Raw genomic sequence first — 12,973 nt, forward strand, 5'->3', positions numbered from 1 at the left:
TTTTACTATTATCCTTTTGTCCCCATCGTGGTTTCAAAACGGTACTGTACCGTATCGTTGGTAATTTCAGGGCCGACTGTCTTGGCGGTGGTCAGTGTCGGGTAGCTGTTGGCATAGAAATTCATCACGGCCTCTATGCTCCATTTCGGGTCGGGGTCGGTCAGGGCAAATTCATTCCCCTTGTCTTTCATCAGGAATACCCTCGGCATCAGTTTCGTCTGTAGCATCGTTCTCGTTTTTAGGTTCAACATTTTTTACATCGGTGGCAGGCTGCCCTGCCCCGAACAGGTCGGGGCTGAACTTAGCCGACAGGCTTGCCCTGCGCTTTTGCATTTCTTCGGCTTTATCGGGGAACTCGGAAGCCTGCGGGACTTTTAGCCAGGCATCCCTGTACTTGCCCTCGGCTTCGAGCGCATCGACTTTTGCCATAGTGCCGCTGTATTTCATTTCCTTTATTTCCTTGGGCGTGGTGGTCTTGTCAGGTTTATCAAATTTCTCTGCTTTTTCGGTTTTCTTCTTTTCCATAGCGGCAGTTTTCTTGGCGGTTTCCTGCCCTTTGAGGTACTGCTCCATATTGACAAGTAGTTTAGAGGTTTCGGCAAGTGGCGCAGTAACGGCATCAAAAAATCCCTCACAAAGTTCCTTTGCACTCCCTTTTAGTATCAGGGGCGGTATATGGTTTTTTGCGGCATCCCCGCAGCCATCATTTTGCAACAGTACGGAGGTAGTCAGTTGTTCCCCGTCCTTTTTGACGGTAATGTTCAGGCAGCCCTCAAACGGGATGGCTGCTATATGGGCGAAAAAATTTGTAACTGGCATAACGTGTTATTTTTGGGTTCTGCGCTTCGGTTCGGGGTTGCTTTCAATAACCCTTTTAATCAGGTTCAGGGCGGTTTTAGTGTCAAAGGCATCGGCTGCGGTCATTGCCACGTGGTCGAGCCTTTCCATAATCGGCAGTACTTTTTTTAGTGTGGTAACTGCCTTGCGTTCTGTGGTCTGTGCTACTATGCTCATAACTTTTTAAATTTTAAGCAGCCCCGCAAAGCAGGGCTGCGGTTAACTATCAGTTCAGTATCAGGGCGGCTGCCCCTTGCCGTGCAAAATCCCCGCACAGGTCAAAGGCTTTTTGACCCCGTGCCTGTGCTGTACCGCCTAAGCAGATACTTTTGAGTTTATCCTCGCCCGTTTTGAAGCTGCGGACGTTTTGGTAGTAGCCCGTAACGGCGTTGTATGCACCGAACAACGTGCCTTTGGTGGTTGACAGGCTTTGCGTGTCGTCTGCCATAGCATACTCAAAGGCAGCATCACAGGCATTTTTGTACATTGTTGAAAGTTCATCGGTAGCCCCTTTTTTCAAAAGGTTGTAGGTTTCTTTGTTCGGGCAGAGTGCCAACTGTATCAACTGCCTTACCTGTTTATCTTCAATGCGCACGTTTGCCCACTGATTAAAAATGCCCTCTAACTGTAATGAAAAGGTATCGGCAACGCCCATTACTTTATGCGCCTGCTCCAGTCGTTCCTTAGCCCCTGCGGTATGGCGTATGCGCACTACATTGGTTGCGGTTTTCAGGGCTGCGTTAAGGGTGTTTTGGCAGACGATACGCACGGGCGTAAAGGCTGCGGTTATTGAGCCGCTGCCATCGTGGGAGGTGGTAAGGAAAATATATTTGCCTGTAACATCGTCCCCGTTGCCCACTCGGATGTAGCCGGGCAGCTTGGCAGTAATAAATATGCGTTCCCCATTGCCGATTGCGCCTGCGGTTTCATACTGTATGCCCTCGCCACCGCCTACAATGGCATCGAAAAAGGCAAACGCATCACTATTTTGCACGATTTGGTAATCTTTTCCTACCACACCAAACACGGCTTTGGTATCGGTGCGCATGGTGGCATATTGGTCGGGTACGGGATAGGTATCGAAAAGCCCTGCACCCCTTGCAAAAATGGGGGCTTTGGTTACTTCGTAGTCCAAGCCTGCAACCGCTATGGCTTCACGGCTTGTAGGGTAGTTTTCCACTACCTGCCCAAGCCCATGCCATGCGGGTCGTTTAACGCTCATAAATGCGTGCTGCCCTGTTTGCTCGTTGAAATTTATATGATGTGCCATGATTTTAAATTTTAAGGTTAAACAGTTTAAAATGGGAGGTCGTCATCAATGGCTGCGCCATTGGGGATTACTTCGGCTTCGTACACGGGTGCTGCTGCTGCATTCGCAGATGGTACGGTTTCGTTGTTAACAGGGGCTGCGGTTGCGCCTTGTTGGTCGGCAGGCTGTTGCGCTTGTTGTTGGGTTTGGGCTTCGGCTTTGTTCCCGTTCCCACCGTGCAGGGTAATATCCGTTGTGTTGAAGTTCAGCCCCGCTTTGGGTTGCCCATCGTTGCCCATCCACGCACGGGCAGACACACGCCCTGCAAGCTCTACAAGGCTGCCTTTGGTCAGGTACTGCGCCACCCCTGTAGAAAACCAATAGGCACAGTCAAAAAATTCGGTTTGGGTTACTTTTGTCCCGTTTTTGTCTTTGTAGTCGTGATTAACGGCTACAGAAAAACTCACTACACTTTTGTTGTTTGACAGGCTGCGCACCTCGGCGTCCCTTGTCACTCTTCCGATAATTGTCATAATCGTCTTTATTAAATGATACATCCATTTTGTATCTTTTGCCAGTCTTCAAATCTGTTACAGTCCTGCCTCGCTTGCGCTCCGCATAACTTTTTTCCAAAAGAAAACCGGAAAAAGAAAGCAGTTAAACAATGCGGGTAAAGCGGGAAAACAAAAGGAAACGGAATAAGTCCCGAAGGGTGGGTTTGTGAGTATGCGAGGAAAGCCATTATGCCGTAGTCTTTTGCTTTTACCACTGGCTTTACCCGCAATAAATTAGCTGCCTTTTACCGGTGCATCTTGGGAAAAGTTTCCCAATCATTCCAAGACGATAGGGTTCGTGAAGAACCGGGCAGTTATTGACATTTATTAATGGACAAATTATTTATAGAAAAGATATTCGAAACGATATAGAAGTATCAGGGTACTTCCTAAAACCTGAAAGACCGTGCATAAAGAAGGCATCATTTTATCAATGATGCCCTGTGTATCAATTTACGTTACGACCGGGATATTTTTAAGCAATTATTGTTTGTGTAGATTATACCTGCTGAATTTATATAATTTTTAGAATTATCCTTTTTCTATGCAATATCTAATAACGCTGTTTTACCTGTACCTGTAATTCGGTACCTATCCAATAGTTATTGTATTGGCATTTATTTTAGGCATTTTTCGCTGAAGAAGCTAAGAATTAATTAAGTAGCTGCAATTAAAATTATGTAAGAATTAGTGATTTTTCGCATTAAATTTGCTTTAAAGCTATTCCTAAAAACTTTTACTGATCACCTTCAGCAAACCTTTGTTATTCGTTTTTTTAAAGATAAGATCCCGGCAGTGGTTAAATTCCATAAATTTTTTCAGAGCCACAATAAACTTTTCGATAACAATTTGATCAATGTGAACTGATTCAAAATGGATGTTATGTACAATCAGCATTTTTAGCTTGCGGTCAGCTTTAGCATCCATCCGTGCAATAAAGATATCACCGGCCAGCACCGGTAATGAAAAATAGCCATATACGCGTTTGGGCGCCGGTACGAAACATTCGATCTGGTAATCAAAATTGAAGTAGTCCTTTAGGCGGTGCCGGAAAACGTTTAGGATATCAAAAGGCGAAAGGATAAAGACATCACTTGAAAGCTCAATTTCAAAATCCTGTATCGGGAGCATAAATAACGGCCCCTTTACATCATTAACCGTCACAGTTTTAACCTCACCGGACAGCACCATTTTCTGCAGCTCTTTTTTGATGAGGTTGCCTTTAACATGCCGGCCCCGCCAGGCCATTTCTTTAACGGAAGCGATACCGAGTGCTTTTAACGTGCGCTGTATGACATAACGTGCATAGTCTTCATCAGTAGGCATAGCCAGCTCCGTTTCCTGCGGCACCATATTACGTGGCAGATCATATACCTTTTGGAATTTTGTAGTACGGCTTATAACAAGGTTCCCGTCAAGGTAAAGCTTTTCAAGAGCCACTTTTGCCGGCCGCCAGTCCCACCAGCCGGAACTGATTTCCCTCCGGTCGTTCTCAAAATCGGTAACCATAAGTGGGCCCTCCCGTTCGATCCGTTCCAGTATCTCTGCCATTAAATTGATTTCAGCTTGCGTGAGCGGCTTACGTTGGGTTCCGAAAGCTTTTTTTACAGGCAGTGAAAAACGGAATTCATTCATAGGCAGGTAACCGGCATCCGAAGGGAAGTATTCAAATATCCGGTTGTCTTCCGTAAGTTGTGCGAGCCACTTCGTTTCATAATCGGGTATGCGGGCTGCCATAACATGGTGATGGGCACGTTCCACAACATAATTGGTGTCAAGCTGCACGAACCCTAAATGGTCAATAACCCTGTATACCGCTTCTATGCCAGATCCGAATTGTGCCTTCCGGGCGAGCCCTGCGGCATTAATTATAATCTTCCTGGCTTGTTCTTTAGTGAGGGTAAATGATTCCATTCTTCTAAAATAATTATATTTTATAGAACATAAAGAGTAAATTTTAAACTAGCTATTAATTTAACGACCGGTAATCAAGCGGCGAATAACCCGTTACTTTTTTAAAGGCCCTGCTAAAATGCTGTGGGTATTTGAAGCCCAGGCTGTACGCAATTTCACTAACCGATTTACTCATGTCCAGTACTCTTTCCTTTGCCAGATCCATAATTTTCAAATGGATATATTCCAGTGCCGTCTTGCCGGTTTCCTTTTTAACCATATCCCCAAAATAATTGGGAGACAGGTGCAGTTGCTCGGCACAATAAGCAACCCCGGGCAATCCAATGGTTTGTGGTTTATCGGACTGAAAATATTCCCTAAGCAGGCCTTCAAATTTTTCGATATTACTTAGGTTATCGTCGTTACGGGTGATAAACTGGCGGTCGTAAAAACGTACACAGTAATTAAGGAACAATTCAATATTGGCTGCAATTAATGTTTTACTATGCTTGTCCGTTCCCTGCACCAATTCATATTTTATTTTTTCAAAACAGTCAAGCACGATTCTCCTTTCTTTCTCTGAAAGATGCAGAGCTTCCCTCGATTCATAGGAGAAAAAACTGTAGTCTTGCATGTGCCTGCCCAAAGGCGTGCCATGAATCAGGTCGGGATGGATTAACAAGGCAAAGCCCTGCGGCTTATAATCTTTATTAATATTTACATTTATGACCTGCCCGGGCGCAACAAATACTAATGTCCTGTCTTGGTAATCATAGGTATTACGACCATATTTTAAATCGCCACACATTACATCTTTCAGGTAAACAGCGTAAAAGCCAAAACTCATCCTTGACGCGTAAACTTCAGGGAACGTCTCACTAAAATCAATTATGCTAACGAGAGGGTGCAAATTCTCTTTGTGGTAAAAAGCGTCGTGCTCACTTACCGTATCTATTCTATGTATAGGCTCCATAATGGTGGCTTTAATTTTTAGACAAATTTAACTTAAAATCTTCTACCTGTTTTAGTTGCCGGCCCCAAACCTGTAAAAATGGTATGTAAACCTGTATTCTGTATACGTCCGGCTAGCCCCAACCGCCTGACCTTTGTATTGTAATAATTTAAAACAGGTATAATGAATATCATGGAAGGAAAAGTTGCACTGGTTACAGGGGCAGCATCAGGTTTAGGATACGCTACCGCAAAAGCATTTGCAGAAGCCGGGGCAGCAGTTGCATTGGCTGACTGGAATGAAAAGACAGTTCAGGATGCAGCGGAAAAACTGGCGGCAGAAGGTTATAAAACATTAGCCATACAATGTGACGTTTCGGATGACAACCAGGTAGAAAAAATGGTTACTACAACCGTTGCAGCGTTTGGACGCCTTGACTATGCTTATAATAATGCAGGGGTACAGAATAAACTGGCAGAAGCAGCCGACCAGACCCTGGAGGATTTTGAGCGCGTGAACAACATCAACTACCGCGGTATCTGGAGCAGCATGAAATATGAATTGCAACAGATGCGTAAACAAGGCAGCGGTGCCATTGTAAATTGTTCTTCAATTGGCGGAATCCGTGCCGGAGCGCAGCGTGGTGTGTACCATGGTGCTAAGCATGGGGTTATTGGGATAACCATTAGTGCGGCTGTAGAGTATGCCGGCCAGGGCATCCGCATCAACAGCGTAAGCCCAGGGTTATTTCATACGGCAATGGCAGATGAGATGATTGCAGGAGGGCAAAAGGAAGCATTAGAGGGCATGGTAAAGATGGTCCCGATTGGTCGCATGGGCCGACCGGAAGAAATCGCAAATGCGGTAGTTTTTCTTTGCAGTGATGCGGCCGGTATGATCGTAGGTCACAACTTGGTGGTAGATGGTGGATTAACAATATAAGATACTATCTTAATGAAAACAAAAACAATAACCGGAATACTTTCTATAATCCTTATCTTAACTATTATATGCTGTAAAAGCGCTAATCCACAGAATAACAAAACTATGGAGACACAACAAAACACTTCATTATTTCCAAAAGGGGATAAATTATCAAACGACTATTTTACAGGCAATGCTTTCCTGCATCCTTTACAGGCTAAGGATAAAAACAATGAATTTGCCCTTGGCAGTGTAACTTTTGAGCCGGGTGCAAGAACTGTTTGGCATACCCATCCAAAAGGCCAGGTACTGATCGTGACTGAAGGTGAAGGCTTTTACCAGGAAAAAGGCAAACCGGCCCAACACCTTAAAAAGGGCGATATTGTAAACATCCCTGAAGATATAGAGCATTGGCATGGTGCTTCTGCAAAGAGCAAATTTGTACATATCGCCATCACGAACTACGAAGGAGAAAAAAATGTGACCTGGCTCCAGCCGGTAACCGAGGACGAATACAATAAGGTAAATAAATAATCACAAACTATGAGAAGGACCCATTTTATCATTGGATTACTATTCATTTTTTTAATACTAAATACAACTATGACAGCACAGGACCTGGATGCAAAACAACAAAGCATCGTATCGATTTCAGCAGTAACCGCAACAGGTAACCTTGAACAATTGAAGGTTACATTAAACACAGGCCTTGATGCAGGGCTAACTATTAACGAGATTAAAGAGGTATTGGTACAGCTTTATGCCTACTGTGGTTTCCCTCGCAGCCTTAATGCTATAAATACTTTTATGGCTCTACTTGAAGAGCGCAAAAGTCAGGGTAAAAAAGATATAACCGGTAAAGAAGCAAGTGTTGTAAACGACAGCCATAAGTACCAAACCGGAAAACAAACGTTACAAAAGCTAACAGGTAAGGAAGAAAAAGCACTTGCGGGTGCCAATGCCTTCGCCCCGGCCATTGATACTTTTTTGAAAGAACATTTGTTTGCGGATATCTTTAGCCGTGATGTACTTACTTACCAACAACGCGAGCTTGTTACCGTTGCCGCATTAGCCGCCATGACAGGTGTTGAACCCCAATTACAGGCACACATTGGCATCGCTATAAATACAGGCATTACAGCGCCGCAACTATTACAAGCCTTTACCATTATTGACCAGTATGTAAATAAAAAACAGGGAGATATTGCCCGAACAGCATTAGACAAAGTGATTGCCACTAAAAAATAATAATTAAACAATTAGGATATGGATAGAAGAGCAAAACAGTCCGAACGAAGTATAAAAGACGCTGTCCGTTCAGTAATAATAATTCTCGCAATGTTCTTACTCCCTGCCCAGGAGGCATCTGCGCAGCAGGATGAAAGGAAGCTACGCATCGCCAAAATCGAAGTATATCCTGAATATCTTAAAGAGTATCGGGCTGCACTTGCAGCACATGCCAAAGCTGCGGTAAAAGCAGAGCCGGGTGTATTATCACTGCAGGCTGTATACGATAAGGTGCACCCCACACAGGTGATGGTATTTGAAGCGTATGCTAATGAAGAAGCCTACCAAACCCATTTAAAAACACCGCACTTTTTGAAATACAAAAACGGGACACTCAAAATGGTAAAATCACTTGAACTGGTAGAGGTCGCGCCAATTGCTATAGAGATTAAACCGGAATTGACGGGAAATAAATGAGGATAAATTATGGGAACAGATAACATTCAACCTTCAAGGAGAAAGTTTCTCCAGCAAACCACAGTGGCTGGCACAGGTTTACTGCTTGCCGGGCCACTAAACCTTTTTTCACAAACAACTAAAACAGAATATATGAGCAAGAACGTAAAAACAAAAGGCTATGCAGGCCATGATACCACCAGCAAACTTACCCCCTGGAACTTTGAACGCCGTGCCGTTGGGGACAATGATATCCTGATCGATATCAAATTTTCAGGCATCTGCCATTCCGATATCCATACCATTAGGGGGCATTGGGGCAAACAGGTGTACCCACAGGTTCCGGGGCATGAAATAGCAGGTATTGTAGCGGCAGTCGGCAAAAACGTAACCAAATTTAAAGTGGGCGATAAAGCCGGTGTGGGCTGTATGGTTGACAGCTGTATGCAATGTAACAGCTGTAAAAATGGTGAAGAGCACCACTGTGAAACCACAGGTATGGTGGGTACTTACGGAACCCCGGATAAAACTTCACCTACAGGGATTACACAGGGTGGTTATTCTAACAACATCGTGGTTACCGAACATTTTGCTATTAAAATACCGGAAAGCATCAGCCTGCAAAATGCGGCACCGCTTTTATGTGCCGGTATAACAACCTACTCTCCACTAATGAAAGCAAACTTTCAGAAAGGCGATAAAGTAGGCGTTGCAGGAATTGGCGGATTAGGGCACCTTGCCATCAAGCTTGCAGTCCACAAAGGTGCCGAAGTATATGCGTTTACTACTAGCGAAAATAAAAGAAAAGATATTTTAGGTTTCGGGGCTAAAGAAGTGATCGTGGTTGATTCGATCGATAAGCTTAAACCGTACGCAGGTACATTAGATTATATGATATCAACCATTCCGTATGCCTATGAACTTTCGGACTATGCCGTTTGTGTAAAGCCCTACGGGCATTTTACCCAGGTGGGGCAACCTATCAATGGCGAATTTAAAATTGATAATGCTAAATTCTTTTTTAGCCGTGTAAATTTTAATGCGTCACTCATAGGCGGTATCCCGGAGACACAGGAAGTAATCGATCATTGTGCCTTAAATAAAATCTACCCTGAAATACAGGTAATTAAAGCTTCGGAAATTAATGATGCCTGGGATAAAGTAGTAAATAAAGAAGCCCGTTACCGCTACGTGATCGACATAGCAACATTATAGCAATAAACATTACAACAAATAGAAAATATGGAAAATACAGAACAAAGTAGCACACCCCCTCAGGGATTCGGCCCGGTTGCGGCACAATATTTTACAGGTACAGCCTGGTTACAAATGAGGGTTACACCGGATGAAATTACCAACTGCGCCATTGGCGAAGTGATTTTTGAGCCGGGTTGCAGAAACAATTGGCATACACACCCCAGCAATCAAATACTTATTGTAACAGAAGGTATAGGCTACTACCAGGAAGAAGGTTCATCCATCCGTGAGATTAAAGTTGGCGATATTGTTAATGTACTGCCGGGCATTAAACACTGGCATGGTGCCTCTCCAGAGAGTAGGTTTACGCACTATGCCGTAAGTATTAATACCGAAAAAGGCATTGTAGACTGGCTGGAACCGGTTACGGACGAGCAGTACCACAGTTTTGAATAATTGAAAAAATAGTGCCCTGTGATTGATATTGCAACGCTTTAAAACCCGATCTAACTTAAAGAACGCCAATGAAAAATTTAAAAACCTATCAGGGCAATATCGGCCTGCTATTGTTGCTTGCCATTGTTGTATGCCAAAGTAGCTACGCGCAATCGGATGACGCGCGCAGTTGGTCGGTCTATAAAGGAGATAAGGGCAGTACAAACTACTCACCTTTATCCCAGATTACACCGAAGAATGTCAGCCAGCTTCAACCGGCCTGGACTTTAACACTCCTGGATAAGAAGCCTGGTGCACAGCCGGGCAAAAGCGAATGTAACCCCATCATTGTTGATGGCATCATGTATGCAAGCTCTGCAAATCAAAATGCTTACGCGGTAAATGCAGCTACCGGAAAACAGCTATGGTCGTTCGACCCACTGGATGGCAAAAATGGAACTGAAGTAAACAGGGGCCTAACCTACTGGGAAAATGGCAATGATAAGAGGATACTGATGTCTGCCAATAACCACCTGATCGCTTTGGATGCTAAGACAGGTAAACTTATCCTGGGTTTTGGCAGTGGCGGTAAGGTTGACCTGAAAGTGGGCCTGCGTGACCACAACCTCAAAGAGTTCTATGTGTCGCTAACCTCTCCCGGTGGAATTTATAAAGACCTGATCATCCTTGGCTGCCGTGTGCCGGATACCTATGGCTCACAGCCCGGATTTATCAGGGCGTATGACTGCCGTACCGGTAAATTAGTATGGACGTTCCATACTATACCCTATCCGGGTGAGCCCGGTTATGAAACCTGGCCAAAGGACGCTTATAAAACAGTGGGCGGTGTAAATGATTGGGCCGGTTTGAGTGTAGACAGCAAAAGTGGTATGGTATTTTTAGCCCTTGGCTCCTCATCGTATGATTTTTGGGGAGCGGAGCGTAAAGGAGATAATCTTTATGCTAATTGTGTGGTTGCATTGGATGCAAGTACCGGAAAGCACATCTGGCATTTCCAGACGGTGCACCACGACCTTTGGGATTATGACCTGCCCGCGCCGCCCGCTTTGATCACCATCACAAAAGATGGAAAGAAAACGGATGCGGTTGCCCAGATCACAAAACAGGGCTTTGTGTTTGTGTTCAACCGCGAAACAGGTGTCCCGCTATTCCCTGTTGAAGAACGTAAAGTACCTGCGTCTACGATGCCGGGTGAACTCGCATCGCCTACCCAGCCTTTTCCCGTAAAACCAAAACCATTCGCACGCCAGCTTATCACCGAAGCAGACCTGAGCAACTACTCAAAAAAAGACCACGATGCATTGGTGAAACAATTTAGGTCGATGCGATATGAAGGCCTGTTTACACCACCGGACATGAAAGGGACTATAGAAATCCCGGGGACACGAGGTGGCGCTGAATGGGGCGGCGCTGCCTTCGACCCGGTTACCAATTTGTTCTATATTAAGTCGACGGAGGCACCCGACCTGATAACCATGGAAAAAGGTTCCGATACAGAATCAATTCCCGTGGTACAGGAAAATGCAGACAACCAGTTTGCAGTTAACCGAAGGGGGGCCAAAGCAAACCAGTTTATCAATGCAACGGGCTATAAGACATGGAAAGACCCGAGCGGTAATCCAGCTATTACACCGCCTTGGGGTACGTTGAGCGCTATCGACATGGCTACAGGTGATTATGCATGGCAGCTTCCTCTTGGAAATGACGAATCCCGCCAGCAGCAAGGTGCTCCGGAGACGGGTCAGGAAAGCAAAGGTGGACCGATTGTTACAGCAGGCGGCATCATTTTTATAAGTGGTACCGATGATAAAAAGCTAAGGGCGCTGGATAAAACTACAGGTAAATTACTTTGGGAAACAACACTTCCGGCACTGGCTAATGCGACCGCATCTACCTACATGGCACAGGGAAAACAATATGTAGTCATTTCTGTCGCTGGTGCAAAAGAACAGCCATCAGGTTCTATAATGGCATTTTCCCTGCCAAATTAGGCAATACAGTTCCAATATTTACAGACCAACACACATAAAATTATTTATTAATCTAAAACAATTCTACTATGAAAACAGACAGACGTAAGTTCCTGATAAGCGGAGCAACCCTGACTGCTGCCTTAGTCGCAGCACCGGGGATAGGATTTGCCAGTTCAGAAAATATAGAAGAAAAAAAAGATAGTGATATGGCACCATCAAAATTAGACAAAACAAGGATATTGGGAAGCGGGGAAAATAAGCTTGAAGTTTCTTCCCTTGGCCTTGGCTGTATGGGAATGAGCCATAACCGTGGCCGCCTTCCTGACAGGAATGCGATGATAGCACTTATACGAAAAGCTTATGAACAGGGTGTTACTCTTTTTGACACTGCGGAAGTATACCGTTTTGGACAGCACATCAATGAAGAACTTGTGGGTGAAGCATTAAATCCGTTCCGTAAGGATATTGTTATTGCTACGAAATACGGATTCAAAATTGAGAACGCAAAATCGGTTGGTCGTGACAGCCGCCCCGAGCACATACGTGCAGTAGCAGAACAATCGCTAAAACGACTGAAAACCGACAGGATCGATTTGTTCTACCAACACCGCGTTGACCCTAATGTACCGGTAGAAGATGTAGCCGGAACCTTAAAAGACCTTATCAAGGAAGGTAAAGTGAAACACTACGGCCTTTGTGAGGTTGATGCACAGACAATCCGCCGTGCCCACAAAGTACATCCCCTGACTGCCATACAAAGCGAATACCATCTAATGTGGCGTCAACCTGAAGTCGATATTTTCCCGACACTAGAAGAGCTGGGAATAGGGTTTGTGCCGTACAGCCCAATTAGCAGGGGCTACCTGGGCGGACTGATGAATGACACTACGAAATTTTTTGAGGAAAATGATAACCGCCCTACATTGCCGCGTTACACGCCTGAAGCGATGAAGAAGAACATGGTAATCATCGATGTACTTAATGCATTTGGCCACGAGCGTGGGCTTACCTCTGCTCAGGTGGCATTGGCGCACATGCTGGCGCAAAAACCATGGATTGTCCCTATACCGGGAACAACAAAATCAGCGCACCTCCTGGAAAACCTTGGGGCTGCTGACCTTAATTTTACAAAGGAAGATTTAAAGACCCTTGATACAGCGCTTGCCAAAATTAAAATTTTTGGGGCTCGTGGTTCTGTTTAAATAAAGCGCCTGTATCAAATGACCTACAAAAGTTTTTCGACAAAACGTAAACA

Annotated in this window: 15 protein-coding genes; 8 read left to right on the top strand and 7 right to left on the bottom strand. The window is 44.7% G+C overall.

Features of this window, described 5'->3' with window-relative positions:
• Nucleotides 1–8: 8 nt before the first annotated feature.
• From FMM05_RS13510 to FMM05_RS13540, 7 genes are all read right to left on the bottom strand, one after another.
• Nucleotides 9–227, bottom strand: coding sequence for a PRTRC system protein C (locus FMM05_RS13510; protein WP_143373925.1), 219 nt, complete (start codon nt 225–227; stop codon nt 9–11).
• Nucleotides 172–819 carry a prtrc system protein e gene (locus FMM05_RS13515; protein ID WP_221932275.1) on the bottom strand — a complete coding sequence of 216 codons (648 nt, stop codon included), beginning with the start codon at nt 817–819 and terminating at the stop codon, nt 172–174. Before FMM05_RS13515 ends, FMM05_RS13510 begins: the two co-directional genes overlap by 56 nt.
• Before the next feature lie 6 nt (nt 820–825).
• Nucleotides 826–1,014: a hypothetical protein gene (locus tag FMM05_RS13520; protein WP_143373926.1), complete on the bottom strand. Its 189-nt coding sequence runs from the start codon at nt 1,012–1,014 to the stop codon at nt 826–828.
• A gap of 49 nt (nt 1,015–1,063) precedes the next feature.
• Entirely contained in the window at nt 1,064–2,107 is a 1,044-nt protein-coding gene (locus tag FMM05_RS13525) for a DUF932 domain-containing protein (protein WP_143373927.1), read from the bottom strand.
• A 26-nt stretch (nt 2,108–2,133) separates the two neighbouring features.
• Entirely contained in the window at nt 2,134–2,619 is a 486-nt protein-coding gene (locus tag FMM05_RS13530; protein WP_143373928.1) for a single-stranded DNA-binding protein, read from the bottom strand.
• Between the two features lie 747 nt (nt 2,620–3,366).
• Complete coding sequence (locus FMM05_RS13535; protein ID WP_143373929.1) at nt 3,367–4,554, bottom strand: winged helix-turn-helix domain-containing protein; 1,188 nt, start codon at nt 4,552–4,554, stop codon at nt 3,367–3,369.
• Between the two features lie 55 nt (nt 4,555–4,609).
• A complete protein-coding gene (locus FMM05_RS13540; protein WP_143373930.1) occupies nt 4,610–5,506 on the bottom strand; it encodes a helix-turn-helix domain-containing protein in 897 nt (298 codons plus the stop codon).
• Between the two features lie 171 nt (nt 5,507–5,677).
• Here FMM05_RS13540 and FMM05_RS13545 point away from each other — a divergent pair, with 171 nt between their 5' ends.
• The 8 genes from FMM05_RS13545 (at nt 5,678) to FMM05_RS13580 (ending at nt 12,920) form a co-directional block, all read left to right on the top strand.
• Nucleotides 5,678–6,427 carry a glucose 1-dehydrogenase gene (locus tag FMM05_RS13545; protein ID WP_221932276.1) on the top strand — a complete coding sequence of 250 codons (750 nt, stop codon included), beginning with the start codon at nt 5,678–5,680 and terminating at the stop codon, nt 6,425–6,427.
• Nucleotides 6,428–6,532: 105 nt separating this feature from the next.
• Nucleotides 6,533–6,943, top strand: coding sequence for a (R)-mandelonitrile lyase (locus tag FMM05_RS13550; protein WP_143373932.1), 411 nt, complete (start codon nt 6,533–6,535; stop codon nt 6,941–6,943).
• A gap of 69 nt (nt 6,944–7,012) precedes the next feature.
• Entirely contained in the window at nt 7,013–7,657 is a 645-nt protein-coding gene (locus FMM05_RS13555) for a carboxymuconolactone decarboxylase family protein (RefSeq protein WP_221932277.1), read from the top strand.
• Nucleotides 7,658–7,747: 90 nt separating this feature from the next.
• Entirely contained in the window at nt 7,748–8,113 is a 366-nt protein-coding gene (locus FMM05_RS13560) for a putative quinol monooxygenase (RefSeq protein ID WP_143373934.1), read from the top strand.
• A 132-nt stretch (nt 8,114–8,245) separates the two neighbouring features.
• Complete coding sequence (locus FMM05_RS13565) at nt 8,246–9,307, top strand: NAD(P)-dependent alcohol dehydrogenase (RefSeq protein ID WP_235894410.1); 1,062 nt, start codon at nt 8,246–8,248, stop codon at nt 9,305–9,307.
• A 27-nt stretch (nt 9,308–9,334) separates the two neighbouring features.
• A complete protein-coding gene (locus FMM05_RS13570; protein WP_143373936.1) occupies nt 9,335–9,745 on the top strand; it encodes a cupin domain-containing protein in 411 nt (136 codons plus the stop codon).
• A 68-nt stretch (nt 9,746–9,813) separates the two neighbouring features.
• Nucleotides 9,814–11,736, top strand: coding sequence for a pyrroloquinoline quinone-dependent dehydrogenase (locus FMM05_RS13575; protein WP_143373937.1), 1,923 nt, complete (start codon nt 9,814–9,816; stop codon nt 11,734–11,736).
• A gap of 68 nt (nt 11,737–11,804) precedes the next feature.
• Complete coding sequence (locus FMM05_RS13580; RefSeq protein ID WP_143373938.1) at nt 11,805–12,920, top strand: aldo/keto reductase; 1,116 nt, start codon at nt 11,805–11,807, stop codon at nt 12,918–12,920.
• Nucleotides 12,921–12,973: the final 53 nt, after the last annotated feature.

The organism is Flavobacterium zepuense (assembly GCF_007097145.1).
GTDB classification, from domain to species: domain Bacteria; phylum Bacteroidota; class Bacteroidia; order Flavobacteriales; family Flavobacteriaceae; genus Flavobacterium; species Flavobacterium zepuense.

Coding starts and splice junctions, on each gene's coding strand:
- FMM05_RS13510 (WP_143373925.1), bottom strand. CDS start 227: ATGCTACAGACGAAACTGATGCCGAGGGTATTCCTGATGAAAGACAAG.
- FMM05_RS13515 (WP_221932275.1), bottom strand. CDS start 819: ATGCCAGTTACAAATTTTTTCGCCCATATAGCAGCCATCCCGTTTGAG.
- FMM05_RS13520 (WP_143373926.1), bottom strand. CDS start 1,014: ATGAGCATAGTAGCACAGACCACAGAACGCAAGGCAGTTACCACACTA.
- FMM05_RS13525 (WP_143373927.1), bottom strand. CDS start 2,107: ATGGCACATCATATAAATTTCAACGAGCAAACAGGGCAGCACGCATTT.
- FMM05_RS13530 (WP_143373928.1), bottom strand. CDS start 2,619: ATGACAATTATCGGAAGAGTGACAAGGGACGCCGAGGTGCGCAGCCTG.
- FMM05_RS13535 (WP_143373929.1), bottom strand. CDS start 4,554: ATGGAATCATTTACCCTCACTAAAGAACAAGCCAGGAAGATTATAATT.
- FMM05_RS13540 (WP_143373930.1), bottom strand. CDS start 5,506: ATGGAGCCTATACATAGAATAGATACGGTAAGTGAGCACGACGCTTTT.
- FMM05_RS13545 (WP_221932276.1), top strand. CDS start 5,678: ATGGAAGGAAAAGTTGCACTGGTTACAGGGGCAGCATCAGGTTTAGGA.
- FMM05_RS13550 (WP_143373932.1), top strand. CDS start 6,533: ATGGAGACACAACAAAACACTTCATTATTTCCAAAAGGGGATAAATTA.
- FMM05_RS13555 (WP_221932277.1), top strand. CDS start 7,013: ATGACAGCACAGGACCTGGATGCAAAACAACAAAGCATCGTATCGATT.
- FMM05_RS13560 (WP_143373934.1), top strand. CDS start 7,748: ATGTTCTTACTCCCTGCCCAGGAGGCATCTGCGCAGCAGGATGAAAGG.
- FMM05_RS13565 (WP_235894410.1), top strand. CDS start 8,246: ATGAGCAAGAACGTAAAAACAAAAGGCTATGCAGGCCATGATACCACC.
- FMM05_RS13570 (WP_143373936.1), top strand. CDS start 9,335: ATGGAAAATACAGAACAAAGTAGCACACCCCCTCAGGGATTCGGCCCG.
- FMM05_RS13575 (WP_143373937.1), top strand. CDS start 9,814: ATGAAAAATTTAAAAACCTATCAGGGCAATATCGGCCTGCTATTGTTG.
- FMM05_RS13580 (WP_143373938.1), top strand. CDS start 11,805: ATGAAAACAGACAGACGTAAGTTCCTGATAAGCGGAGCAACCCTGACT.